This window comes from Caloramator sp. ALD01 (assembly GCF_000472625.1).
In the GTDB taxonomy this organism is placed as follows: Bacteria; Bacillota; Clostridia; order Clostridiales; family Caloramatoraceae; genus Thermobrachium; species Thermobrachium proteoclasticum.
Window position 1 is genome coordinate 111,378 of record NZ_AXAA01000005.1, and the last position, 24,393, is coordinate 135,770.

Annotated in this window: 25 protein-coding genes, 1 pseudogene and 2 riboswitches; of the genes and pseudogenes, 4 read left to right on the forward strand and 22 right to left on the reverse strand. The window is 31.0% G+C overall.

From position 1 onward, the window contains the following. Nucleotides 1-64: 64 nt before the first annotated feature. The 8 genes from glpK to A3M9_RS13125 form a co-directional block, all read right to left on the reverse strand. On the reverse strand, nucleotides 65-1,561 hold the full coding sequence (gene glpK / locus A3M9_RS0104080) for a glycerol kinase GlpK (protein ID WP_027308085.1): 1,497 nt from the start codon (nucleotides 1,559-1,561) through the stop codon (nucleotides 65-67). A 179-nt stretch (nucleotides 1,562-1,740) separates the two neighbouring features. Then, on the reverse strand, nucleotides 1,741-1,977 hold the full coding sequence (locus tag A3M9_RS0104085) for a 4Fe-4S dicluster domain-containing protein (RefSeq protein WP_027308086.1): 237 nt from the start codon (nucleotides 1,975-1,977) through the stop codon (nucleotides 1,741-1,743). A gap of 10 nt (nucleotides 1,978-1,987) precedes the next feature. Beyond that, nucleotides 1,988-2,227, reverse strand: a complete 240-nt coding sequence (locus A3M9_RS0104090; RefSeq protein ID WP_027308087.1) for a thioredoxin family protein — start codon at nucleotides 2,225-2,227, stop codon at nucleotides 1,988-1,990. A gap of 379 nt (nucleotides 2,228-2,606) precedes the next feature. Next, a complete protein-coding gene (gene arsB, locus A3M9_RS0104095; RefSeq protein WP_027308088.1) occupies nucleotides 2,607-3,644 on the reverse strand; it encodes an ACR3 family arsenite efflux transporter in 1,038 nt (345 codons plus the stop codon). Nucleotides 3,645-3,657: 13 nt separating this feature from the next. Beyond that, entirely contained in the window at nucleotides 3,658-4,023 is a 366-nt protein-coding gene (locus A3M9_RS0104100) for a helix-turn-helix transcriptional regulator (RefSeq protein WP_027308089.1), read from the reverse strand. Between the two features lie 8 nt (nucleotides 4,024-4,031). Then, the gene (locus A3M9_RS0104105; RefSeq protein ID WP_051350582.1) at nucleotides 4,032-4,343 is read right to left on the reverse strand and encodes a co-chaperone YbbN; all 312 of its coding nucleotides are present in this window, start codon (nucleotides 4,341-4,343) and stop codon (nucleotides 4,032-4,034) included. Between the two features lie 173 nt (nucleotides 4,344-4,516). Next, complete coding sequence (locus tag A3M9_RS0104110; protein ID WP_027308091.1) at nucleotides 4,517-5,707, reverse strand: aspartate kinase; 1,191 nt, start codon at nucleotides 5,705-5,707, stop codon at nucleotides 4,517-4,519. 72 nt (nucleotides 5,708-5,779) lie between these two features. Continuing rightward, nucleotides 5,780-5,947, reverse strand: a riboswitch (Lysine riboswitch). A 112-nt stretch (nucleotides 5,948-6,059) separates the two neighbouring features. Next, nucleotides 6,060-6,254, reverse strand: a complete 195-nt coding sequence (locus A3M9_RS13125) for a hypothetical protein (protein WP_035165806.1) — start codon at nucleotides 6,252-6,254, stop codon at nucleotides 6,060-6,062. 144 nt (nucleotides 6,255-6,398) lie between these two features. On the opposite strand from A3M9_RS13125, the gene A3M9_RS0104120 reads away from it, so the two are divergent. Both A3M9_RS0104120 and tyrS read left to right on the forward strand, forming a co-directional pair. Next, entirely contained in the window at nucleotides 6,399-7,562 is a 1,164-nt protein-coding gene (locus A3M9_RS0104120) for a cation diffusion facilitator family transporter (protein WP_242826177.1), read from the forward strand. 65 nt (nucleotides 7,563-7,627) lie between these two features. Next, entirely contained in the window at nucleotides 7,628-8,848 is a 1,221-nt protein-coding gene (tyrS, locus tag A3M9_RS0104125) for a tyrosine--tRNA ligase (protein ID WP_198011937.1), read from the forward strand. Between the two features lie 336 nt (nucleotides 8,849-9,184). Here the strand turns inward: tyrS and A3M9_RS0104130 are convergent, their stop codons facing one another. After that, nucleotides 9,185-10,774: an amidohydrolase gene (locus A3M9_RS0104130; protein WP_027308094.1), complete on the reverse strand. Its 1,590-nt coding sequence runs from the start codon at nucleotides 10,772-10,774 to the stop codon at nucleotides 9,185-9,187. Nucleotides 10,775-10,898: 124 nt separating this feature from the next. Here A3M9_RS0104130 and A3M9_RS0104135 point away from each other — a divergent pair, with 124 nt between their 5' ends. Further along, on the forward strand, nucleotides 10,899-12,569 hold the full coding sequence (locus A3M9_RS0104135) for an NAD(P)/FAD-dependent oxidoreductase (RefSeq protein ID WP_027308095.1): 1,671 nt from the start codon (nucleotides 10,899-10,901) through the stop codon (nucleotides 12,567-12,569). Here A3M9_RS0104135 and A3M9_RS0104140 read toward each other — a convergent pair. From A3M9_RS0104140 to A3M9_RS0104195, 12 genes and pseudogenes are all read right to left on the reverse strand, one after another. Then, nucleotides 12,566-14,434, reverse strand: coding sequence for an LTA synthase family protein (locus A3M9_RS0104140; RefSeq protein ID WP_035165811.1), 1,869 nt, complete (start codon nucleotides 14,432-14,434; stop codon nucleotides 12,566-12,568). The two genes, A3M9_RS0104135 and A3M9_RS0104140, sit on opposite strands and share 4 nt — an antisense overlap. A 146-nt stretch (nucleotides 14,435-14,580) precedes the next feature. After that, entirely contained in the window at nucleotides 14,581-15,048 is a 468-nt protein-coding gene (gene folK, locus A3M9_RS0104145) for a 2-amino-4-hydroxy-6-hydroxymethyldihydropteridine diphosphokinase (RefSeq protein ID WP_027308097.1), read from the reverse strand. Beyond that, nucleotides 15,045-15,881 carry a dihydropteroate synthase gene (gene folP, locus A3M9_RS0104150; RefSeq protein ID WP_027308098.1) on the reverse strand — a complete coding sequence of 279 codons (837 nt, stop codon included), beginning with the start codon at nucleotides 15,879-15,881 and terminating at the stop codon, nucleotides 15,045-15,047. Before folP ends, folK begins: the two co-directional genes overlap by 4 nt. Next, nucleotides 15,878-16,648 (reverse strand): GTP cyclohydrolase FolE2, encoded by a 771-nt coding sequence (gene folE2, locus A3M9_RS0104155; protein ID WP_027308099.1) that lies wholly within the window; start codon nucleotides 16,646-16,648, stop codon nucleotides 15,878-15,880. Before folE2 ends, folP begins: the two co-directional genes overlap by 4 nt. A gap of 3 nt (nucleotides 16,649-16,651) precedes the next feature. After that, nucleotides 16,652-17,005 (reverse strand): 6-carboxytetrahydropterin synthase QueD, encoded by a 354-nt coding sequence (gene queD / locus A3M9_RS0104160; protein ID WP_027308100.1) that lies wholly within the window; start codon nucleotides 17,003-17,005, stop codon nucleotides 16,652-16,654. 216 nt (nucleotides 17,006-17,221) lie between these two features. Continuing rightward, nucleotides 17,222-17,932, reverse strand: a complete 711-nt coding sequence (locus A3M9_RS0104165) for a tetratricopeptide repeat protein (RefSeq protein ID WP_027308101.1) — start codon at nucleotides 17,930-17,932, stop codon at nucleotides 17,222-17,224. A gap of 19 nt (nucleotides 17,933-17,951) precedes the next feature. Next, entirely contained in the window at nucleotides 17,952-18,524 is a 573-nt protein-coding gene (locus A3M9_RS0104170; protein WP_198011935.1) for a hypothetical protein, read from the reverse strand. A 174-nt stretch (nucleotides 18,525-18,698) separates the two neighbouring features. Next, nucleotides 18,699-19,583: an ABC transporter ATP-binding protein gene (locus A3M9_RS0104175; protein WP_027308103.1), complete on the reverse strand. Its 885-nt coding sequence runs from the start codon at nucleotides 19,581-19,583 to the stop codon at nucleotides 18,699-18,701. A gap of 56 nt (nucleotides 19,584-19,639) precedes the next feature. Then, nucleotides 19,640-20,230, reverse strand: a complete 591-nt coding sequence (locus tag A3M9_RS15005; RefSeq protein ID WP_027308104.1) for a peptidoglycan-binding protein — start codon at nucleotides 20,228-20,230, stop codon at nucleotides 19,640-19,642. A gap of 146 nt (nucleotides 20,231-20,376) precedes the next feature. Then, on the reverse strand, nucleotides 20,377-21,525 hold the full coding sequence (locus A3M9_RS0104185) for an amidohydrolase (RefSeq protein ID WP_027308105.1): 1,149 nt from the start codon (nucleotides 21,523-21,525) through the stop codon (nucleotides 20,377-20,379). Nucleotides 21,526-21,563: 38 nt separating this feature from the next. Then, nucleotides 21,564-22,603 (reverse strand): annotated as a pseudogene (locus tag A3M9_RS13130) (PTS sugar transporter subunit IIC). A gap of 70 nt (nucleotides 22,604-22,673) precedes the next feature. After that, a riboswitch (glycine riboswitch) is annotated at nucleotides 22,674-22,772 on the reverse strand. Between the two features lie 167 nt (nucleotides 22,773-22,939). After that, nucleotides 22,940-23,539 (reverse strand): CoA pyrophosphatase, encoded by a 600-nt coding sequence (locus A3M9_RS0104195; RefSeq protein WP_035165812.1) that lies wholly within the window; start codon nucleotides 23,537-23,539, stop codon nucleotides 22,940-22,942. A gap of 207 nt (nucleotides 23,540-23,746) precedes the next feature. Between A3M9_RS0104195 and A3M9_RS0104200 the strand changes: the two genes are divergently transcribed. Continuing rightward, entirely contained in the window at nucleotides 23,747-23,911 is a 165-nt protein-coding gene (locus A3M9_RS0104200; RefSeq protein ID WP_027308107.1) for a zinc-ribbon domain-containing protein, read from the forward strand. Nucleotides 23,912-23,995: 84 nt separating this feature from the next. Here the strand turns inward: A3M9_RS0104200 and A3M9_RS14380 are convergent, their stop codons facing one another. Next, nucleotides 23,996-24,178: a M15 family metallopeptidase gene (locus A3M9_RS14380; protein WP_084424618.1), complete on the reverse strand. Its 183-nt coding sequence runs from the start codon at nucleotides 24,176-24,178 to the stop codon at nucleotides 23,996-23,998. Nucleotides 24,179-24,393: the final 215 nt, after the last annotated feature.

Below are 24,393 nucleotides of genomic sequence, written 5' to 3' on the forward strand. Positions count from 1 at the left end.
GCTCTCAACTCTCGCCAAAATATTCTATTAATTATAGTTTACCATATTTTAGATTAAAAATCAATCATTCTTCCTTTTCCCATTCTAATGCTCTCTTTACTGCCTTATGCCATCCCCTAATAAGCTTTGTTCTCTTTTCTTCATCCATATTAGGTTCAAATTTTTTGTCTACAGCCCAATTACTTAATATCTCCTCTTTATTTTTCCAATATCCAACTGCCAATCCAGCAAGATATGCAGCACCTAATGCTGTTGTCTCTATTACCCTTGGTCTGTAAACATCGACATTTAATATGTCTGATTGGAATTGCATTAGGAAGTTGTTTGCAGCTGCACCCCCATCAACCTTAAGTGCTGAAAGGCAAATTCCAGAATCCTCCTCCATAGACTTAATAACATCCATTGTTTGATATGCCATTGATTCAAGGGCAGCTCTTATAATATGCTCCTTCTTTGCTCCTCTTGTTAATCCTACTATTGTTCCCCTTGCATACATATCCCAATATGGAGCACCCATACCGACAAATGCAGGGACAACGTATACTCCATTAGAGTCTTCAACAGCTGTTGCATACTCTTCGCTGTCGGCTGCTGTTTTTATCATTCTTAGCTCATCTCTTAACCACTGAATTACTGCACCTGCTATAAATATACTCCCCTCAAGAGCATACTCTATCCTTCCATCTACTCCCCAAGCTATTGTTGTTAAAAGTCCATTCTTTGATTTAACAGGCTTTTCTCCTGTGTTCATTAGCATAAAGCATCCTGTTCCATATGTATTTTTAGCCATACCTTCTCTATAACATCCCTGTCCAAATAGAGCCGCCTGCTGATCTCCTGCATCTCCTGCTATTGGAATTTCTCCTCCTATTACATCAACTGCTGTATATCCATATATACAGCTTGATGGCTTAACCTCTGGAAGCATTGATTTAGGAATATTTAATATTTCAAGTATCTCATCATCCCACTTTAATTCGTAAATATTATATAGCATTGTTCTTGAAGCATTTGAATAGTCAGTAACGTGAACCCTCCCACCTGTTAAGTTCCAAATAAGCCACGTATCTATATTACCAAATAAAAGCTCCCCTTTTTCAACCTTTTCTCTTGCACCCTCAACGTTATCAAGTATCCATTTTATCTTTGTACCTGAAAAATATGCATCAACTACTAATCCTGTTTTATTTCTTATCATTTCTGCATAGCCTTTATTTCTTAAGTCATCACATATATCTGCTGTCCTTCTACACTGCCATACTATTGCATTGTATATTGGTTTTCCTGTTGTCCTATCCCATACAACTGTAGTTTCTCTTTGATTTGTTATACCAATTGCTGCAATATCCTGTGCTGTTAGCCCAGCCTTAGCCATAGCCTCATTTGCTACACCTATTTGAGTTGCCCAAATCTCCATAGGATTATGTTCAACCCATCCAGCCTTTGGATATATTTGAGTAAATTCCTTTTGTGCAACAGAAATAATTTGTCCTCCCTTATCAAAGACTATTGCTCTTGAACTGGTTGTCCCTTGGTCTAATGCAAGAATATACTTTGACATTTTATATCCCCCTCAATTTTAGATAATAAAATATATGCATTCATTATTCAAAAAAGCCACAACACTCCCTTAATGTGTTGTGGCTCTCTTTACTCTGCCTATTTTTATTTTATCAAAATACAGAAATAAATTTCAATATTTTTTGAAAAGTTATAATTTTAACATAGATAAGCTATTTTTTAACAACAGCTACAGCAGCAACCTCCCTTAGTTGTGCCGTCATCACCAACATAGCTTATAGCACCTGAAGGACATTTGCTTTGACAGCCTCTACATCCGTGAACACAGTTTTCCCCTTCAACTACAATTATTCTGCTTTCTCTTTTACTATAGACACCGTGTTTACAGTGGTCAAAGCATATCCCACACTCTGTGCACTTTTCATAGTCTATTACTGGATACCAAGTTTTTGACATAAAATTCCTCCTACATTTCATCCTTTATATAGTTCTTTATTTCATCTACTGTACAAACCTTTCCAAACATCTTTACCTTTTCATTTATTACTATTGCAGGAGTTCTCATAACTCCATACTTCATAATATCTTTAAAATCCTCAACCTTTATAACTTCAGCTTCTACTCCAAGTTCTTTGATAGCCTCTCTTGCATTTGCCTCAAGCTTTTTGCAGTTTGCACAACCTGAACCAAGTATTTTAATTTGCATAAAAACATCTCCCTTCTATACTTTATAAATATATTATAAAATAATTAAATATTAAAGTCAATAAAAACCCCAAAAGGGGTCAGATTGTTCACAAACCCACTTGTTAGCTAAAGTATGAAAAAGCCCCATAAAAGGATTTCAATAGGCTCTTTCATGAGCTCTATCAATTCTTAGGCTTAGACGTAGAAAAAGTCCGCAATTCGGCACAGGACGTGCCGAGCCGAGCGGCCATCAGGACGATGGCATCGCAAGGGTAGGACATTTTCAAACAAAGAAAAGCTTAGAATTGCTTAAGCTGTAGAACGAATGCCCAAGAAATCCTTCATGGGGCTAATCAATAAATAGCCTTGTCAACAGTCTGGCTCCAAAAGAGGTTTTATTACTTAAACCAATGTCTTGTATTATTTGCAATTTTAACAAGAGTTAGCATTATTGGAACCTCTGTTAAAACACCCACAACTGTTGCAAGAGCTGCTCCTGATTTTAAACCAAATAATGATATTGCAACTGCAACAGCAAGTTCAAAGAAATTACTTGCACCAATTAGAGATGCTGGTGCCGCAATATTATGTGGAAGCTTCCAAATCTTTGACCAAGCATATGCAAATCCAAATATAAAGAAGGTTTGAATTGTAAGTGGTACTGCTATTAATAGAATATGGAATGGGTTGTTTAGTATAATTTCTCCCTGGAATGAGAATATTATAACAAGTGTTAATAGTAGTCCTACTATTGTTACATTATCAAACTTCTTTAAAAATACATTTTCAAAATAATCAAGTCCTTTATTCTTAATAACACTTCTTCTTGTTAGATAACCAAATGTAAGTGGTATAACAACAAATAGAATAGTTGATAAGAATAGAGTATTATATGGCACTTTAACATTGCTTACACCAAGTAAAAAGGCAACAATTGGTGTAAATGCAACAAGTATAATTAAGTCATTTACCGCAACTTGAACAAGTGTATATCCTGCATCTCCATCAGTTAAATAGCTCCATACAAAAACCATAGCTGTACAAGGTGCAGCACCAAGAAGAACTGCTCCTGCTATATATTCTGTTGCAAGGTTATCTGGGATGAAATTATTAAACACTATTCTTATGAAAAAGTATGCAAATAAATACATTGTAAATGGTTTTATTATCCAGTTTGTAACACAAGTAACTATAAGTCCCTTTGGTTTTTTAGTTGCATTCACAACACTTGAAAAATCAATTTTAAGCATCATTGGATAAATCATAAGCCATATTAATATTGCAACAGGAATTGAAACATTAGCATACTCAAATCGGCTTAATGTTTTTGGTATTATAGGAATGTATTTTCCTATTAAGATACCAACAACAATACATAGAGCAACCCAAATAGATAAATACCTTTCAAAAAAGCCTAATCCTTTTTTCTTTTCCATAAACTAACCTCCCTTAAAATTTTAATTTACCTTCCTTTAAATCTTCACAGGATATACCACTTAAAATATATTTATCTAAATTTTTTTTGTCGTTCATTAGTATATCATAATTGTTAAAGTTTTGTCTAAGGGTTTCATATAGATTTTGATATTTTTTTATAAAATCTGAGTTTATGAAATAATATACATACTGTCCCTTTTTATAGCTCTTTAAAATGTCAGCAGAAGAAAGTTTATTTAGGTGTCTTGAGGCGTTGGACTGATTAAGTCCAAGAAGCACCTCAAGCTCACATACACAAAGTTCTTTAACCATTAAAAGATTTAATATCCTTATTCTCGTTTCATCTGATAAAGCCTTTAAAATATTAACTAATTCCATATCCTCACCTAAAAATGCTTTTGTACTATCTGCTTTAATTCTTCTTTATTTTTAAAACCTATTACTTTTTCCACAACTTCGCCATTTTTTAATATAAGTGTAGTAGGTACACTCATTACTTTAAACTTTCTTGCAACTGACATATTTTCCTGTGCATTAATTGTGTAGAAATTAACATTTTCTATCTCCTGTGCTACTTCCTCAAGTACAGGCTTTAATTGTACACAAACTGGACAGGTCGTAGTATAAAGCTCTAATACCCCAGTTATGCTATTTTCCATTCCCTCAAAATGTGCTTTATTAATTTCCTGCAACTTCATTCTATCACCTTCCATATAAAGTATATGATTCTTTAATCATATAATAATACTTTTATATGACTTTTGCAATATAAAAAATAAAAATATTTATGCTTTATACTTATTTTTAACATATAATTTACATAATAACAAAAAACTATAGAAAGTTTTTCTTCCTATAGTTTTTACATTTCTTATAAATTAAATTCCTTTGCCACAAGTTCAACTGCCTTTAATTTATCCTCCCTATTTATAGTGCAAGTAATTCTTATTTCTGATGTGGTAATCATTTTAACCTGTATATTATTCTCCTTAAACACCCTAAAGAGCCTTGCTGCAACACCCGATGTCGTCTTCATACCAATGCCTACTATAGAAAATTTTGTTACATTTTCGTCTATAATTGGCCTTTTAACCGTATATGCTCTGACAACTTCTAAACACTCATTTAAATCAGCCTTTGGTATTGTAAAGGATATGTTGACACTGCCGTTTTGTGGTGCAGTCTGGCTTATCATATCAACATTAATCTTCCTTGCAGCTATTGATTCAAATATACTTGATAGGGTATAAATATCATAATCAATATCAAGTAAAGTTATTGAAACATCATCATCTGAAACTGCTAGTCCAGTTACTGGCTTATTTTCCATTTCTTCAACCTCCCTTATATATGTCCCCTTTATATCGCTACAACTAAGTCCAACGTAGATGGGTATATTGTATTTTTGTCCAAGTTCCACAGACCTTGAATGCATAACCTGTGCACCAAGACTGGAAAGTTCCAACATCTCTTCATAACTTATGTTTTCAATTTTTTTTGCATTTTTATAAAGACGAGGATCTACGCTATATATTCCATCAACATCTGTATATATTTCACATTCAGCATCTAATTTAACAGCAAGTGCTACAGCTGTGGTATCAGAACCTCCTCTTCCTAAGGTTGTTAGATTACCTTCATCTGAAACACCTTGAAATCCTGCTACAACAACTATTTTATCTAAATCTAATGCATTTTTTATAGGAAGAATATTTATATCTTCAATTAACGATTTACCATATACTCCATTTGTTTTTAGCTGAATTTGAAATGCATTAAAGGATATTGCATCATATCCTATGTCCTTTATAGCCATTGCCAAAAGCGAACTTGAAATCATTTCACCTGTTGCAAGTAGTGCATCTAACTCCCTTTTATCAGGATTATTAGAAATACCCTTTGCAAGCTCTATTAAATCATCCGTTGTATCCCCCATTGCCGATATTACAACAACAACTTTATATCCCTTGTTTTTTTTATCTATAACACTTTTTGCAACTCTTTTTATTTTTTCAGTAGTAGCTACTGAACTTCCACCATATTTTTGTACAACAATTGCCATTTCCCATTCCTCCTTTATAAAAAAATAAAAGCAGCAAGGTTTGTTCAAGCTGCTTTTTGCATACCCAAACAAAACCTTTGTAGCTCTCCACCCTTTGGTGACAGCTGAGTGCATATTATGCAAACAGCCAGGTAGATAGTTTGGCGACTATCCCCTTCGGCCTAAAGCCCCTTTCCTAAAGCTTCATAACCTGCCAAGCTCCCCTTTAGTACTATTGACTTAGGCACCTCTACATAAGGTATTGTTATTTTTTTATTAAATTATTGTATTTATACTATCATAAATATTTATACATTTCAAATGTATTTTTATTAATTTTCTGCAATAAATTAAGAGGGGTAATCCCCTCCTATTATTGTTGCCTTAATGTATTTGCTATGTTTTGGCATGCATTTAAAGTATTTTGGATACTTTGTATCTGCTGTTCAATTTGTGCCTTAGTGTTTTGATTTTCTACAGTTGTAGCTGCCTGTCTTAGACTATTTAGAGTGTTTTGTAGATTTTGTACGCTTTCTTCTACATTTTGTCTTGCATTCTTTTGTAACATACTTCATACCTCCATTTTTTTATTTTTGACATTATTATTTTTACCCTACTCTTAATTAAAATTCGTGGTAATTTATTGAAACATCAATTCTATTTTTTGTACTTTTAGGTTAAAATATATCTATAAATCTATTAAGGGAGACTGATGAATATGACAAGAAGGCTTATTGAAATGTATTTAAAAAATAAAACCGATAGAAAATATATAGGCTATCTATCTGGTGGTGTAGGTATTTTTGTTAACATATTACTTTTTATATTTAAATTCATATTTGGTACATTAAGTGGAAGTATCGCAATAACTGCAGATGCTTTTAACAACTTATCTGACGTTGGTTCTTCAGTTGTAACAATCATAGGTTTTATGATTGCAGATAAGCCTGCCGATAAAGAGCATCCCTTTGGTCACGGAAGAGGAGAATATATAGCAGGTCTTATTGTATCTATACTTGTACTTTTAGTTGGATTTGAGTTTTTAAAATCGTCCTTTGAAAAAATACTGCATCCATCTCCACTCACCTTTAATATATATACTGCAATAGTCCTTGTTGTATCTATAATTATAAAACTTTGGCTCGGTTATTTTAATAAAATACTATCACAGGTATCATCATCTGGAGCAATAAACGCAACATCCTTTGATAGTTTTAGTGATGTAATAATAACATCTACTGTTTTAATAAGTATATTGATTTCAAAATTTTTCAATATAACAATTGATGGATATATAGGATTATTAGTTTCATTTTTTATACTTTATGCAGGTTATAACCTTATTAACGAAACAATAAGTCCCTTACTTGGTGAGGCTGCAGACCCTGAACTTGTGAAAAAAATCGTTGATAGTGTAAAGTCCTATAAAGGCATAATTGGAGTACACGACCTTATTGTTCACACCTATGGTACACAAAAAACAATAGCCTCCCTTCACGCAGAGATAGATTATAGGACAGATATTTTAGAAGCACACGAACTTATTGATAAAATTGAAAACGAAGTGTCTAAAAAATTAAACATCGTTTTAATCCTACATATGGATCCCGTTGTTCTTGATAACAAAGAGCTGGAAATAATAAGATTTAAAATAAAAGATGTACTATCAAGATATAAATATGTACTTGATGTTCACGATATTAGATTAGTTGATGGGAAGCATAAAAAGAATATTATATTTGATGTAGTCTTTTCAAATGAGATTAAACAAAATGATATGGGCAAAAAAGCACACGAAATAATAAATGATTTGCATAAAATACTTCCTAACTATGAAATAATAATTCACGTTGACAATATGTATGCAGATTATTAATTTTATTTGAAATTATACTTTTACTTTGGTAAAATATATGCAAGCTTATTTTAAGGAGGGTTTTAATAATGTCAGCTTTTGATGTGCTAATGGAACGTGGCTTTATTGAACAGCTTACCCACGAAGATGAAATAAAGGAATTATTGGAAAAAGAAAAAATTACATTCTATATTGGTTTTGACCCTACAGCAGATAGCCTTCACGTTGGACATTTTATAGCTTTAATGGCAATGGCACATATGCAAAGGGCAGGCCATAGACCAATCGCACTAATTGGTGGCGGTACTGCTATGATAGGGGACCCAAGTGGGAAAACTGATATGAGAAAAATGCTAACAAAGGAAGAAATACAATATAATTCAGAATGTTTAAAGAAGCAAATGGAAAGATTTATAGATTTTTCTGATGGTAAAGCAATAATGGTAAATAATGCTGATTGGCTTTGGAATTTAAACTACATAGAATTTTTAAGAGATGTAGGAGTACATTTCTCAGTTAATAAGATGCTTACTGCAGAGTGTTTTAAACTTAGAATGGAAAAGGGACTATCCTTCCTTGAATTCAACTATATGTTAATGCAGGCATATGATTTCTTAGAACTCAATAAAAGATATGGTTGTGTAATGGAGCTTGGTGGAAATGATCAATGGTCCAACATACTTGCTGGTGCTGACCTTATTAGAAGAAAAGAAGGTAAACCAGCCTATGGGTTAACATTTAAGCTTTTAACTAACAGCGAAGGAAAGAAAATGGGTAAAACAGAAAAAGGAGCATTATGGCTTGATGCAAATAAAACAACTCCATTTGAATTCTATCAATACTGGAGAAATGTAAATGATGCAGATGTTGAAAAGTGTCTTGCTCTTTTAACTTTCCTACCAATGGATGAAGTTAGAAGATTAGGTTCATTAAAGGATAAAGAAATAAATGAGGCTAAAAAGGTTCTTGCATACGAAGTTACAAAGCTTGTTCACGGTGAAGAAGAGGCTAAAAAGGCTGAACAGGCTGCAATTGCACTATTTGAATCTGGTGGGGATTTAAGCAATGCTCCAACCTTTGAAATGCCATCTAACCTACTTGGCCAAAAGGTTATTGATGTGCTGGTAGAAATAAAGGCTATTCCTTCAAAGAGCGAAGGAAGAAGACTTATTCAACAAGGTGGTCTTTACATAAACAACGAAAAAGTTTCTGATATGGATTTTGTAATAGATGAATCTCTATTTAAAGATGGAGAAATGCTTGTTAGAAAAGGTAAAAAGACCTTCTATAGAGTTGTAATTATATAAGTTTTAACTATACCTCGGATTGTTGACAAACTTAATTGTTAACTAAAATCTGAAAAAGCCCCATGAAAGGATTTTATTAGGCTCTTTCATCAGCTTTAGCAATTCTTAGCTTTTCGACTTTGGAAAAGTCCGTAATTCGGCACAGGACGTGCCGAGCCGAGCGGCCATCAGGACGATGGCATCGCGAGGGTAGGACTTTTTCAAACAAAGAAAAGCTTAGAATTGATTAGCGAAATGAACGAATGCCTAAGAAATCCTTCGTGGGGCTAATCAATACATAACTTTTCCAACAGCCTGAGGTATAGTTTTTTAACTATACCTTTTTTGTATCTTAAATCATTGTTTTTGATAAACAACTTCACCATCTATTACAGTCATATAAACCTCAACATCCTTAATCTTTAAAGTATCGATATCAAAAATATCCTCTTCTAATACTACAAAATCAGCATACTTTCCTTTCTCTAACGTTCCGTAGACATCCTCCATATAATTTGCATAGGCTGGATTTTTAGTATAACATTCTACAGCCTGTTTTACAGTTACCCTCTCTTCGATATTTAAATTTAACTTATTAACAGAACAGTATATGCCAAGCATTGGTTCAAAACCCTTAAAAAATGTCCCGTCCTTTTTTTGCACATACTCTGCACCAAAGGGCGTATCACTATTAAATATTGTAGTTATACCTCTTTCAATAAATGTTCTATATCTGTAAGTATCCTTTATTCTTCTAAATCCAAGCCTTGTTAATGTTAAATTGCTTTCTAAATTAAATATAGGCTGAAAGGATGCAATAAGGTTTAATCTCTTAAATCTATCTATATCCTCTTCCTTTATTATCTGGATATGTTCAACCCTGTTTCTGACTTCTTTATTTGGATAAATATTGTATACCCTTTCATATATATCTAAAAACTTTTTCATAGCTAAATCTCCAATAATATGGACTGCTATTGGTATGCTGTTTTTCAATGAATTTTCTATTATGTCATATATTTCTTCATCACTTAAATTTTGACATCCAATATTATTAGGTTCATCTTCGTAGGGTTCAGTCAATAGAGCTGTCCTTGAACCAAAGCTACCATCAACAAAATATTTTACTGGACCTTTTTTTAGCTTCTCTGTTTCAGAAAGCTTAATAAATTCACTGTATTCCTTTGAATTACCAAGGCTTCCTGCAATAATTCTAACTTTAATCTTTCCTTCCCTTTGAAGTCTTTTGAAGGTATTATAATATCTTGGATACTGAGTCATAATATCATTTACTAAAGTAACTCCATTTTTTATAAGTTCACTATCTACTCTTAATAGAGCTATTTCATAATAGATATCTGGCATCATATCCATTATTCTACCTATTATTTCAAATACCCAATTTTCGTAAAAAAGTCCAGTTAGCCCAAACTCATCCTTTACTGCCGTTTCTGAATTAATAACCGACTCATTATCCCTTAAATTAAGTACCTCCAATGCTTTGGTATTTAGTATGAGGGAGTGTCCATCCTGTCTTATTAAGCACACGGGCTTATCACTAACAATCTTATCGATATCAAATCTGTGGGGCATAATACCTCCAAAGACAATTTCACTCCATCCCGAACCCATTATCCAAGCATTTGGTTCCTTTGTTTTACTAAAAGAATATAATGCGTGTTCAAAGTCGTCTCTATTTTTTACATTTTTAAAGTCCATCTCAACCATACTTCTTGCTGCCTCTATAAGGTGCATATGGCTCTCTACAAAGCCTGGGAAAACTGCTCTACCGTTTAAATCAATAACTTTGCAGTCTTTATACTTTTCTATTAAATTTTGATTTGATAATTCAACTATTCTGCCATCCTCTATATACATAGAAGAAAATATATTATCATTTCCATCCATTGTATAAATTTTGGCATTTTTAAACAAAACTCCTGACATATTCACTCCCCCTTACCTATATAGTTCTATAACAAAACATTACTTCCTTTCAACTTAAATTTATTTAACATTTTATTTTAAATTTATTCATATAAATTATTAAAAGCATTAAAGGTGGTAATTTATGCAACAAACTATACCTCTTCATTCCTTCAATCCTACTGATGAAGAAAGACATAAAATGCTAAAATTCTTACTAAAGCTTGATAATAGATTAAATGATTTTGATGATATTATAAAACTTATGTCTCCCCCAGAAGATATTGAAACAATCTGTTCTAAGCTTCAAGGTAAAGGCATTAAAGTTGCTGTTATAGGTGCTGGTTCTGCAGGCCTTTGTGCAGGTTATGAATTAAACAGAATAGGCTGTGATATTACTATCTTTGAAGCCTCTAAACGGATAGGGGGAAGAATAAAAACACACTATTTTGATAAGGATTCAAATCAACTTGCCGAACTTGGTGCAATGCGTATAGGTATTGCCCACGAAACTGTATGGAACTATATAAAAAAGTTTAAACTTAAAACTCGTCCATTTATTAGCAAAAGCTACTCTTCTCTCTTTTATATACGCGATAGCCACGCCTTGAATGAACCAAGTGCAAAAAGCGTAATGGAAAATATATACCCTAAATTTAAGCTTTCTAAACTTGAGAAAAAAGTTACTCCAAGCAAGTTAATATCACAAATGTATAACAAGTATTTCTATAGCCTCACATCAAATGAAAAAACAGAACTTATTAAAATTAAACAAAATTATTCACATAAGATAAGAGAAATACAAAACTTATCATTAAGACAGGCATACGAAAATACCAATCTATCTCAGGACGCTATATCAATGATTAGCTACCTATCATCCCTTGAAGCTGATTTACTTCATATCAGTTTATATGAAATATTAGGTGAACTTTATACTGTGGATTTTGCATATAACTATACTATAGAAGGGGGTATGATTAACCTACCTCTATCCTTCTACAACCAACTCATATCTTCAGACGGACCTGGTAAAGTACAATTTAAATTTGGTCACTTAGTAAATTCAATTATAAAGTCCCCATACGGAGACAAAATTATACTTGAGGTTACAGACCTTAACGATAAAAATGTCTACTATAGGGAATTTGACTATGTTGTGTGTTGCATACCATTCTCCAGCTTAAGAAGAGTGAAAATATTACCTAATTTTTCTACTCTCAAAATGCAGGCAATTAATGAATTAAATTATGAAATAGGTCAAAAAACATTTTTATACCTTAAAGAAAGGTTTTGGGAAAAGGATACTCCTATATCTGGAACAACACTAACAGATTTAATAACTATTTCTACACTCTATGGCTCTGACCATATGGAGGCTATTCCAAATAAGCTATTTGAATATAGACTAATCGAAAATACATCCTATAAGATTCCAGGAGTGCTACTTGCATCATATAATTGGCATCAAAATGCTATACGCTTAGGTAGTCAACCAGAATTAATAAAAATAAAAGAAGTATCAAATTGTATTGAGTCTATTCATAAGCTTCCTGAAAATTATATTGAAGATAACATCATCGACTACTCTACAATACTCTGGTCAAACATACCATTTATATGGGGCGGAGTATCCCTACTTACACCTGGTCAAAAGGAATTATTCCTGTATGAAGCTACTCTACCTGAAATGAATAATAGGGTATTCTTTGCCGGAGAACACGTTTCTACAAAACACGGATGGCAACAGGGTTCATGTCAATCTGCAATGCTTTGTGCCAACAATATTGCTAAATCAATAAGGCAGAGAGATTAATTCTCTGCCTTATTTTTTAATTTAGGTATTAAATCATATTCTATTAAACTATCTGAAAACTTCAACATCCTATATGCCCTTTCAAAATTATCTACATACTTATCCTTATTTAATTCTTTACCAGTTCTTCTATCAATAACCTTATCAACAAAATTCAAATATGCTACATCATCTGTTATCCAAGTTCCGTTTCTTAAAACAACAAATCCCTTGTTTGTATTTAAAACATCTCTACCAAAAGTGTATTTAGCATCTATGCCAAACAAATTTGCTATTGTTGGATAAAAATCAAATTGTCCTGTAACCTCTTTAATATGCCCCTTTATTTCTTGCTTTGGAAAGTGAATCATTGCAACTATCTTTTGTGCCTCTTGCCATTCAAGTGCTGAAATATCTTCTCTTCCATAAAGAAGTTTTCCCATAATATCCTTCCTATCATAAGGAATTGCATAATGATCTCCATAAAATACAACTACCGAATTTTCCCAAAGTCCTTCCTTTTTTAGCATATCAACAAACTGTCCTACTGCTTCATCTGTATACTTTGCAGATTTTATATAATCACCAATTATTGTTCCCTCAAACTCTCCTGTACTTATTATGTTGCTTAATTTATTTTGTGAATCCCTATATGGATAGTGGCTTGAAAGAGAAATTAAAAAGGTATAGAAGGGTTTATCATACTCCTTCATCTTTAATACAGCCTGCTTAAAAAAGGATTTATCACTAAGTCCAAGCCCCTGAATGTCATCTATATTAAAATTATTTTCATTTTCATATCTATCAAAACCTAAACTGCTATACATATTGACTCTATTCCAAAATCCTGGTCTATTAGCGTGCATAACAGCTGTAAAATACCCTGTTTCCTTTAATTTTTTAGGCAATGCTTCGTAATGGTTTCCAGCATACTGATAATACACTGATCCTTCTCTAATTGGCAGAAGAGAATTATTCATCAAGAACTCTGCGTCTGAAGTTCCTCCAAAGGCTGTTTGATAAAAACAATTATCAAAGACTAAACTTTCCTTTGCAAGATTATTTAAATTTGGTGTTATTTCCTGCCCACCAATTTTCTTATTAAGCAAAAATCCTTGAAAGGCTTCAAGCTGAACAACAATTAAATTTTTACCCTTCATACTTCCATAGTACTTTATTCCCTTTGATAAATTTTTTTCATCAATCCACCTATTAATTTCATCTATTTCCTGCTGTGATATATGCCCCTTTTTTAATACATTTGAGGTTATATACCTATAAAAGTCAACCGCGTGAAAGTTTACACTTCCAACCCTTTTAACAATATATTTCTTATCGTACATTGTTTTTGTTATACCTGGCTGTTCCTTTTCAAGTGCTTTAACACTGGTAATTGAAAAAATAAGTCCTAATGATAATATTGATATAAATTTTAACGCTCTCAAAGTAATTCTTGGTTTTTTATTATCTAATTTATCCTTATTTTTTATATATAAAATAGTAAACAGAACTATATCAACAAAAAACAATAGATCATTGAACTTAATAAGAGAAGTCACGCTATCCTTCACTTCTGCAGCCAATCTTGCCTGTTTTATAAGTGCAACTGATGTAACATCACAAAAATATCTGTTATATACAACATCAGTTAGCAATATCAAACTTATAATAAAATCAGCAATTATAAGTCCCTTTACTCTTTTATTTTGTCTAATAAAGCTAAAGATAGATGCAATAATTAATGTTGAACCAAAACATCCAATAATTAAATAAAGCTTTTGTAGGTCAACTAACTTCAATACATAATTAAAAATCACTAGTTTAGAAAAAACAATAAGTATAAACAATAAAATATCAAACTCTTTAAATAAAACTTTTCTTGCCATAAATATCACTCCATTATTTTTTTGCACAACAAATACTATAATACTTTTAGAATCTTTAATAAATAGTTTTTTGCATTATTAATAAAATATTAAAAAATCCAAGCTTATGAAAAATAGACATCACGTTCTAATGTGATGTCTATTTTTTACTCATTTCTATTTTTTAACATCATATACATTTCCTTAACACTTTTATTTAATAAAGGATGAACAAAATCCGGTTCAATATCACATAATGGTTTTAACACAAATTCCCTATTATGCATATCAGGATGCGGAACCTTTAAATCCTCTTCGTTATATACTTCATTATTGTAGAATATAATATCTAAATCAATGGTTCTTGGACCCCATCTTATTATTCTTTCTCTTCCCAACTGTTTTTCTATTTTAAGCAATCTTTGTAGAACATCTCTACAGCTAAGCTCTGTTTCTACTAAAATAACTCCATTTATAAATGGAGGCTGCTGTTTATAACCATAGGGTTCAGTTTCATATATACTTGACTTTTTAACTATTTTCATTTCATTCTCTTCAATAAGCTCAAAGGCTCTTTTTATCGTTTCATACCTATCCCCTATATTACTTCCAAAGGCAATAAATACTCTATTCATTTTAATGCCTCCATCATCATAAGTGCTCTTTTATTCTCTAATACATCGTGAACTCTTATAATATCAACATTTTTCATACTTGCATAGCAGGTAACAGCAATTGTACCCTCAAGTCTTTCCTCAGGTGGTACATTCCCAAGTGCAATTCCTATACTTGATTTTCTTGATACCGCAAGGAGTACAGGAACTTCTAAATCATTAAAAAACTCAATGTTTTTTATAAGTTCAATATTATGCTCATAGGTTTTACCAAATCCTATGCCAGGATCAATAATAATCTTATCCTTTGATATTCCATTTTCTATTGCGTATTCTATTCTCTCTATAAAATATTCCTTTACCTCTTTTAATACATTTTCATATTGTGGATTTTGCTGCATATTTTTAGGAGTACCTTTTATATGCATTATTATTATCGGAACATTATAATCCTTAACAACCCTTACCATATCCTTATCAAATGTCATTCCACTTATATCATTTATAATATCCGCACCAGCCTCAATTGCCTTCTTTGCAGTTTCAGCTCTATATGTATCTACTGATATTAATATTTCTTTGTTTTCTCTTCTTATCCCTTCAATTAATGGTATTACCCTATTTAATTCTTCATCTAATCCAATAGGTTCTGAACCTGGTCTTGTTGATTCTCCACCAACATCTATTATATCTGCTCCATTTTTTATCATATCAAGTGCTCGTTTTACTCCTTCTTCTACCCCACTTACCCTTGAGTTTGAATAAAATGAATCTGGTGTTGCATTTAGTATCCCCATAACCTTCATTTTATCAAACACATATATTCTTCCATCCCTTAATGTTATATACCTCATTCCATCATCCCCTTTTCTGTATAAGCAAAGGCATTATGGTTATGTATACTCTCTATACTTTCGACACACACACTATACCACTTAATATCTTCATTTTTCTCAAGCCTTAAGGCAACCTCCCTTGCAACATCCTCTACGAATCTTGGATTTAAATATGCCATTTCTGTAACCCATTTCTCATCCTTTCTCTTTAAAAGTGAGAACACAGGTGTACTTGCACTTTCCTCTGCTACCTTTACAATATCCTCAATCCATATCATCTTGTCTGTCTTTATTTTTATATCGACTGTTGCCCTTTGATTGTGTGCTCCAAATTCACTAATCTCCTTTGAGCAAGGACATAATGTTGTTACAGGGACTTTCACTTCTAATATAAAATCAAAGTTATGGTTTTTAGTTGCCTCAAAGGCACACTGAACATCATAGGGAGATTCTATCTGCGTAACTGGAGATGGTTTTGATATAAAATAATCAAATTCCATTCTACAGTGTGCAACCTGTGCCTCAAGTTTTTCCTTTAAATCAGTTAACATTGCTTCAATATCCTTTGGTGAAACCGATTTTAACTCCTTTATAACCTCAACAAACCTACTCATATGAGTTCCCCTTTGAAAATGAGGAAGATCAACAGATAGAGATACCTTTGCTATTGTATTTTGTGTGCCGTTCTTCTTGTCTCTCACAACAACAGGCCATTTTAAATTGTTTATTCCAACGTGCTTCAAAGGTATATTTCTAAAGTCTCTTTCGTTTTGTACATCCTTCATAAATTACCTCCTATAAACTATTCCGCTTGTCTTTGTCTCCCAAACCTCTACTTCATATAATCTACAATTATCCCTTTTTAATACATCGTATAATTCATCCCATACATATATAGCGATATTTTCAGCAGTTGGCTGTTCTATTATATCATTTAAATATGCGTGGTCAAACTTATCAATAATTCTTTCTTTAACTATTTTTTTTAATTGAACAAAATCAAAAACCATCCCTTCGCTATCTGGTTCTCCCTCTAACTTTACAACAAGTTTATATGTATGCCCGTGCAATCTTTCACATTTTCCGTGATAATGTATAAGGTTATGAGCTGCATCAAATTCAAATTCTTTTATAAGAATCATAACTTCACTCCATTCTTAATATTTTATCAAGATTATAGCATAAAGAACATAAATTCTCAATTCAACAAAATAGTTAAATAAACCTTTTATCAAATTCGAGACATCAAGTAAATATCCCTTTTACAATAACTTTTTTAATAACTTACTAATTATAAATAGCCTTTTATTTGGCAACTACCAAACAAAAGGCTAAATTAAATTACATTACATTTAATTTTAATTGATTTTATTATTTTTTATTTCTTTTTCTAAATTCTCCAATTTATTTATGTCTTCTATCTTTAAATTTCTATATTTGCTTCGTATATTTTTTATGATTTCTAATTTTACATTATTATTACTCTCCAAAAATTTACTATTAATTATATCTATATAACCATCATACTTCTCTTCATCAATAAATTTACTACTGTTTTTAAATAATTCTAACATCTCCATATAAAACTGTTTATCACTTTCATCAGCATACTTCACAGCTAACTCTATTTCATTTATAGATACATTAATATCTTTAGTTAATAATAAGATAGCATAATAATAATGATTTTCAGGTTTTTGTGGTTCAATATCAACCAATTTTTGTCTTGTTTCAATTGCTTTATTAAAATCATTTAAATTTTCATAAACTAACGCTAATCTATGTAATGCAATTGTATTTTTAGGTTCTTTCTCTAATGCTTTTAATAAATATTCTTTAGATTTTTCATATTCTTTATTTACAGAGTACAATCTTGCAAGTTCAATTAAATCATCAACATTTTCATTGATATTTTTTTTCTTTTTATATAAGTTAATTGTTTCGTTAACACTCATAAAGTTCTTACCCGAATTAATTAAATACATTTCATATTCATATAAAAAAAATGTTACTAAAGCTGAAATAAAAAATAAAGTAATAACAGTTATATATATTTTTTTATTATGCACAATATCATCTCCCCATACATCAATCCAATTCAATTCTTCTTATTAGTAAAAATGATATTAAAATGAAACCTAACAACGTGGATATATTTAGCATTAAATCATATAGATAAGAAATATACACCATCTTATCTAATTGTAACATGTAGTTATATTTTGCTGCTGTTGAAAGAAATAATATACGCTTTGGAATTATATCTAAAAATAACCCTCTTTGTTCTGATATAAGTATTAGCAAAGATATTAATATTGTAATTATTCCTTTTTTAGTAATTATACCAATAATAAATACCATAGCTCCAAAAGTTATTAGGAATACTATCTGTAAAAGCAATGTACTATATGCCCTTAAATAAAATTCCTTAAAGCTAAACTCATAAATATTAAAAATTTCAAGTCCTTTTATCTTAAATACAATTAGTAAAATTAGTTCATAAACAAAAAACGTCAATATAAAAATAATACTAATTATAACTGAACCAGCTATATACTTATACAAAAGAGCTTTTTCTCTACCGTATGGTTTTAGGAAATGAATTCTTGCCGTCTTTTTTTCAAATTCCTTTACTAAAACATTTGTAAAAAAAATAGCCACAATAATTGGAAATATAACTCTACAATTTAATATAAACACATAATATGTATATGTAAAATAATCTCTCCCTCGTGGGTCGTGACTTGCAAAATAAGCAGAAATAGCTATAAAAAAACTATGGAGATTAAAGGAGCAATATATTTTCTTTCCTTGATACACTTTTCAATTTCTAACTTAATCACATTCATTATAACCAATCCTTTCAATAAACTTTTCTTGAAGGGTGTTTCTTTTCTCTTGTATTTTAAAAATTCTTATATTATTTCTACTAAGCATATTTAGAATGTCATTTAGTTGTTCTTCCTTTACAATCAAAACTTTTTGCCCATCTTTTTCTATTATTGGTATTTGATCTATTCTTAAATTAAATTTTTCAGTATAAATTAAATATTGTATACAATGTTTATTTTCTTGATTATTAATGCAATCTATTATTTCACCATTTTGAAGAATATATATTTTATCACATATTTCTTCTACATCACTTAATATATGACTTGATAAAATTATAGTTTTCCCTCTTGTGGCAAGTGTTTTTATTAGTCTTTTAAACTTAATAATAGATTCAGCATCTAACGAATTTGTAGGCTCATCTAATATTATATATTTTGGATTATGTATTATTGCTGCTGCTATACCTATCTTTTGCTTCATACCCATTGAGCATTTATTAAATCTAACGTTTAAAAATTTATTTATCTCAAGTTCATTACAAACTTCTTCAAAAATATTAGAATCAAATTTATTATAAAGTTTACTAATTAACATCAAATTTTCTTTACCAGTTAAATTTTCATACAAGCTTGGTTCTTCAATTAAAAAACCTATTTCAGATGATATTTTTTCATATTCTTTTTGCAAATCTATATTATCAACAAAAACTTTACCAATTGTTGGATTATATATATTAGTTATTACTTTAAATAAAGTACTTTTACCTGAACCATTAGGTCCTATAAGTCCTACTACTTGTCCATCATTTGCTTCTAAACTAATGTTATTTAATATTTTTTTATTTTTTATTATTTTTGTTACTGATTTAACTTCCAAAGAATTCATATTATCTCTCCTTTTTTACAAAGCTGGTACACATCAAATATGTACCAGCTAAATATTTACTTGTGCTTCGCTAAGGATTTCCATGTACTTGGACCACATATTCCATCAACTGCTAATCCATAATCACGTTGATATCTCATTAGAGCATCTTTTGTTAAAGGCCCAAACTTTCCATCAATCGTAGAATTATAATATCCTAAATCCTTTAATGACTTTTGTAAATCTACAATTCTATCAGTCTTGTTTGCTTGTCCATAACCTACCCAATTCTCACTCAAATTATAATCAAATTCAAATCCATATTTTACTTTATACCACCATTTCTCAACTCCACCATACAAACTATTATGTATTGACAAAAAATTTTTTGCATCATCATATAGGTCTGTTATTATCTTTTCTGCTATTTCACCTAATATTACCTTTACTACATAAACCAAAACATCTTCCCCAAAACTAACTTCAGGACCTTTAACAGTAATAGTATCATATTTTTCTAAAATAGGGTTATTTTTATTGCCAAGCGTTTTATCAATTTGTACATTATACATATTATTATTTATACTCATTGCTTGAACATTTGTATTTATAATTATAATATTAAAAGTTAAAATTAACGCTAAAAGCATTGATATGTATTTTTTCATTCTTTTACTCCCCCTTAATATGGTTTACGTAGAGCTCTACAATAATAATAATAATAATAATAATTGTATTTACTGTCAATATTTTCTTTGTAAATATTTTCTATTAATACAAAAGTCCCCTATATAATAAGGGACTTTTGTATTAATTACAAACAACTCTCTCCATCAATATAAACCTTTTCAACCTTTGCTCTTAAATCAAAGGGATGATGGCTCCAAATTACAATATCTGCATCCTTGCCAATCTTTAGACTTCCCACTCTATCCTCAATTCCCAAAATCCTTGCTGGATTTATTGTTAGCATCTCTAACACTTTTTTCTCATCTGCACCATATTTTAGTGCTACTCCCGCGTGAACATTTGTATGCTCTAAAGGAATAACCGGATGATCACACATTATAGATGTTAATATTTCTTTATCGCTCAATATTTTAACCGCTTCATAGGTTTTGTCCTTTAATTCTAATTTTGTTCTAAAACCAAATAATGGTCCAATAACTAATGGTATATTATTTTCCTTAATATAATCAGCTATTTTATATCCTTCTGTAGCGTGTTCTAAGACAAGTTTAAAACCAAACTCCTTTGATATTCTTATAGCTGTTAATATATCATCCCTTCTATGGCAGTGTATTCTTGCAGGTATTTCGCCCTTTAATACTCTTTCGCCTATTTCTAATTTAATATCTCTATCAACAAACTCCTTCTTTTCAATTTCACATTGCCTCTTCTTGTTCATATAGTCCTGTACCTTCATAAAATATCCTCTAATTAATGCTGCTGTACCAAGCCTTGTTGAAGGAGTTTGATTTTTACTACCATATACCCTTTTGGGATTTTCTCCAAGTGCCATTTTTAATCCTGCAGGTTCCTTTAAAATCATTTTATCAACTATGTTTCCCTTTAGCTTTAAGATAGCTCCTTGGCCTCCAATAGCATTGGCACTACCAGGTAAAATCATAACTGTTGTTACTCCACCCTCAAGAGCTCTCTTTATTGCAACATCATCTGGATTAAAGGCATCTATTACTCTAACTTCAGGAGTTAATGGGTTTGTGGCCTCATTACCATCCTGATATCCTCCCCCAACACCCTCTTCAAACAATCCTATATGACTGTGGGCATCAATAAATCCAGGAAGTACATACTTACCCTCTGCATCCACAACTTGTGCATCTTTATCCTCAATATTTTCAGCTATATTTATAATCTTACCGTCCTCAATTAAAATATCCCCCTTAAAGGGTTCTTGTTCAATAGGATAAATAAAACCAGATTTAATAAGTATTTTCAAAAATACCACCCCCTCTCTTTATTATACATCAATCCCATTTAACTAACACTAAGTTTTTGTTCTTTTTTATTTTCCTTTTTATATCCTTTTAATTTTTTATACATAATTATTATTTGTGTTCCAAGCAATCCCCCAACTATTCCACCTAATGCTCCAAAAATAAGTGCCATAAAAACTTTTATTGTGGGATTAAACGCAAAAGGTGCAAGCATACCAGGAATTGGTGATGCAGTACCTGGTGCATTATTTATTATTTTAAAATATGCTGCTCCAATTCCAGCAAGCCCACCGCCTATAAAATCTGAAAAATATATTGTAAATGCATTTTTAGTAACAAGATCTGCCTGAGTAAGCGGTTCCAGCATAACAGCTATTAAATTTCCCCTGTCTCCTATTTTAAACCTTTTAAAAACTACTCCATTTGTAAAAGAACCACCAAAACAAGCTATAGCTGATATACCCATAGCAAGACCCTTTAAATTTAACATTGCAGTTAAAGCCATTGAACTTAGTGGTGATGTGCATATTATCTTTATTATTCCACCAAGCAACATACCCATTAAATATGGCGATTGTTCAGATGCTGCCTTTATAACTTCTCCTATTGATACTAAAGTGTTACTTATAGCAGGTTGTGTTATTACACCTATTGTTCTTGCAAGAGGTGCAATTATCATCGCACCAAGTATTATTTCTAACCCACGTGGAATTTTTTCTTCTAATTTTTTTGAAAAGAGTCCCACTATATATCCTGCTGCAAAACCCGATAATATAGGCAATTTAAAAGAAACTGCACCGGCTACAACCGCATATATTGGGTTTACTCCCATATTGATAGCAACTAAAATAGCTGCAATTGGCCCCCCATACTTCCTGCTGCCTCGCCAACTTCTCCTAAAAAAGCAATTCCTATAAAATCTCCAAGTATATACTTAAATATTGCTTCAATAAAAAATGTAGCAACTGCTGCACCCGCAAGGCCAGACATAGCTACATCACCCTTAGGTGCCTTAAATGTAAACAACGAAAATGCCACAAGAACTAAAATTAGTAAGAAAACCCCCTTGATAATTGTCATAAATACCCCTCCTCTAATTTATATTTAAAAATAAAAGGACAGAGGAAAAAGAAGCATTACAAAAAAAGCTTCTCTTTCCCCTGTCCTTTTATCTGAAAGCTTCTTGCAAACAAATAGTTTGCAAGTTACTCCTTCGATGCCTATAATAGGTCTCTCCAGGGTTGTGTCCAGCTATTGTACATAACCTGAAAGTTTCAAAGTATCCCGAGAAAAGAATACTTTTTGCTTCTTCGGTCACCAAATCTGGTGTCTCCAACAGCCTTCATCCACCAATATTTTGTTCTAATTATATGATATGCTGAATTTACCAAAACATCAATATTTTTAAAATTTAAATTATTTAAATATATTCTTAATAAAATTGTAAATAATTTTAGCAGTAATTCCCCATATAAGCCTTCCATTATATTCATAAAAATAAATAGGACTCCTTGATGATAAAAGCCTTTGGTTCATATTTATATATTTATTCTCTTTTTCAAAACGTGCACTAATTGATGCATAATACATATCTGGGACATTTTCTTTAAAAAAGGAAATTGGAACTAAAAAAATTTCATCAACCTCATCAATTGACAAATTAAAATTTAAATCTTTTAAAAGAACAACGAATACATATATAATCTTTCCGTGATAAGTTACTAAAGTATCAAACTGTCCTATAAACTCAAAATTCTCCCCACTTATACCAAGCTCTTCAATAAGTTCCCTTATGGCAGCCTGTTTTGGTGTCTCCCCTTCTTCTATCTTTCCACCTGGCAACGAAATATCTCCAGGTTGAAATTTTAATTTTTTTGATCTAACCTCAAATAATATTTTGTATTCATCATTATATACAATAGGAATAACAACGGAATATTTTTTATATTCTTCATCCTCTCCCATTATTTTCACTTCTCTTTTATTTAAAACCTGCTTTAAGTAATCTATATTCATTGTGATTTTTCCTCCTATTTTACTTAATTATAAAAATTTTATGTATAATTTTAAAATATACGAAACATAATATTATTGTCAAATATAATTATAAATGTTATAATTATCTAAGAAAAAAGATTTAACCATCAAGACCCACTGCCCTATAAATCGGTAGGGTTGTGTCTTTGAGTCGTTAAATCCTATCATTTATAGGAGGTGTGTTCAATGGCTGATAAGACACTTGTTTGCCAAGACTGTGGCAAAGAGTTCGTTTTCACAGAAGGTGAACAAAAGTTCTATGCAGAAAAAGGTTTTGAAAACGAACCAAAGAGATGTCCTGACTGCAGAAGAGCAAGAAAACAACAAAAAAGAAGCTTCGAAAGAAGATAAAGGAGAGTTTACCTCTCCTTTTCTTTTTTTAATTAATTACATTTTAATCGACTAAAACAACTATTCAGTACTCTACTCTCTTTTTTATAAAATCTCATACTTACTAAATTCCTCATCATAAAAGTGCCACCATTCACTCTCTATTCTTCTAAATCCATTTTTCATCATTGCTTCTGCTAAAATTTCTCTATTATTTATCGCTTCAATTGAACAATAGCTATAACTTAAATTCGGCAAGTGAACTTTAAAAAAGTTTCTACTTGCCATTTTTGTTTTATTTATGAATAAATTTACATTTATTATAGCATTTTAGACCGTTAGGTCTTTTTTTGAGTATACTTAATAAACCCAAATATTATTTGGATTTTTAAGGTAATTTATTTTTTTATTTTACTATTATGTGTATACTGCTATCATTTTTCTACTAAATACATGTATTTGTTTTTGAATATGAGTAATGATTTTTTCTAATAAGCAATTAT

Bases quoted from the DNA above. Each gene is read 5' to 3' on its own strand.
- A3M9_RS0104120 (WP_242826177.1), top strand. From the start codon at position 6,399: ATGAATATGACAAGAAGGCTTATTGAAATGTATTTAAAAAATAAAACC.
- A3M9_RS14380 (WP_084424618.1), bottom strand. From the start codon at position 24,178: ATGGCAAGTAGAAACTTTTTTAAAGTTCACTTGCCGAATTTAAGTTAT.
- A3M9_RS0104175 (WP_027308103.1), bottom strand. From the start codon at position 19,583: ATGAATTCTTTGGAAGTTAAATCAGTAACAAAAATAATAAAAAATAAA.
- glpK (WP_027308085.1), bottom strand. From the start codon at position 1,561: ATGTCAAAGTATATTCTTGCATTAGACCAAGGGACAACCAGTTCAAGA.
- arsB (WP_027308088.1), bottom strand. From the start codon at position 3,644: ATGGAAAAGAAAAAAGGATTAGGCTTTTTTGAAAGGTATTTATCTATT.
- A3M9_RS0104195 (WP_035165812.1), bottom strand. From the start codon at position 23,539: ATGAATATAGATTACTTAAAGCAGGTTTTAAATAAAAGAGAAGTGAAA.
- folK (WP_027308097.1), bottom strand. From the start codon at position 15,048: ATGAATAGAGTATTTATTGCCTTTGGAAGTAATATAGGGGATAGGTAT.
- A3M9_RS0104085 (WP_027308086.1), bottom strand. From the start codon at position 1,977: ATGTCAAAAACTTGGTATCCAGTAATAGACTATGAAAAGTGCACAGAG.
- A3M9_RS0104200 (WP_027308107.1), top strand. From the start codon at position 23,747: ATGGCTGATAAGACACTTGTTTGCCAAGACTGTGGCAAAGAGTTCGTT.
- queD (WP_027308100.1), bottom strand. From the start codon at position 17,005: ATGATTCTTATAAAAGAATTTGAATTTGATGCAGCTCATAACCTTATA.
- A3M9_RS0104135 (WP_027308095.1), top strand. From the start codon at position 10,899: ATGCAACAAACTATACCTCTTCATTCCTTCAATCCTACTGATGAAGAA.
- A3M9_RS0104105 (WP_051350582.1), bottom strand. From the start codon at position 4,343: ATGAAGTTGCAGGAAATTAATAAAGCACATTTTGAGGGAATGGAAAAT.
- A3M9_RS15005 (WP_027308104.1), bottom strand. From the start codon at position 20,230: ATGAAAAAATACATATCAATGCTTTTAGCGTTAATTTTAACTTTTAAT.
- A3M9_RS0104110 (WP_027308091.1), bottom strand. From the start codon at position 5,707: ATGGCAATTGTTGTACAAAAATATGGTGGAAGTTCAGTAGCTACTACT.
- A3M9_RS0104090 (WP_027308087.1), bottom strand. From the start codon at position 2,227: ATGCAAATTAAAATACTTGGTTCAGGTTGTGCAAACTGCAAAAAGCTT.
- folE2 (WP_027308099.1), bottom strand. From the start codon at position 16,648: ATGAAGGATGTACAAAACGAAAGAGACTTTAGAAATATACCTTTGAAG.
- A3M9_RS13125 (WP_035165806.1), bottom strand. From the start codon at position 6,254: ATGTTACAAAAGAATGCAAGACAAAATGTAGAAGAAAGCGTACAAAAT.
- A3M9_RS0104100 (WP_027308089.1), bottom strand. From the start codon at position 4,023: ATGGAATTAGTTAATATTTTAAAGGCTTTATCAGATGAAACGAGAATA.
- A3M9_RS0104130 (WP_027308094.1), bottom strand. From the start codon at position 10,774: ATGTCAGGAGTTTTGTTTAAAAATGCCAAAATTTATACAATGGATGGA.
- folP (WP_027308098.1), bottom strand. From the start codon at position 15,881: ATGAGGTATATAACATTAAGGGATGGAAGAATATATGTGTTTGATAAA.
- A3M9_RS0104140 (WP_035165811.1), bottom strand. From the start codon at position 14,434: ATGGCAAGAAAAGTTTTATTTAAAGAGTTTGATATTTTATTGTTTATA.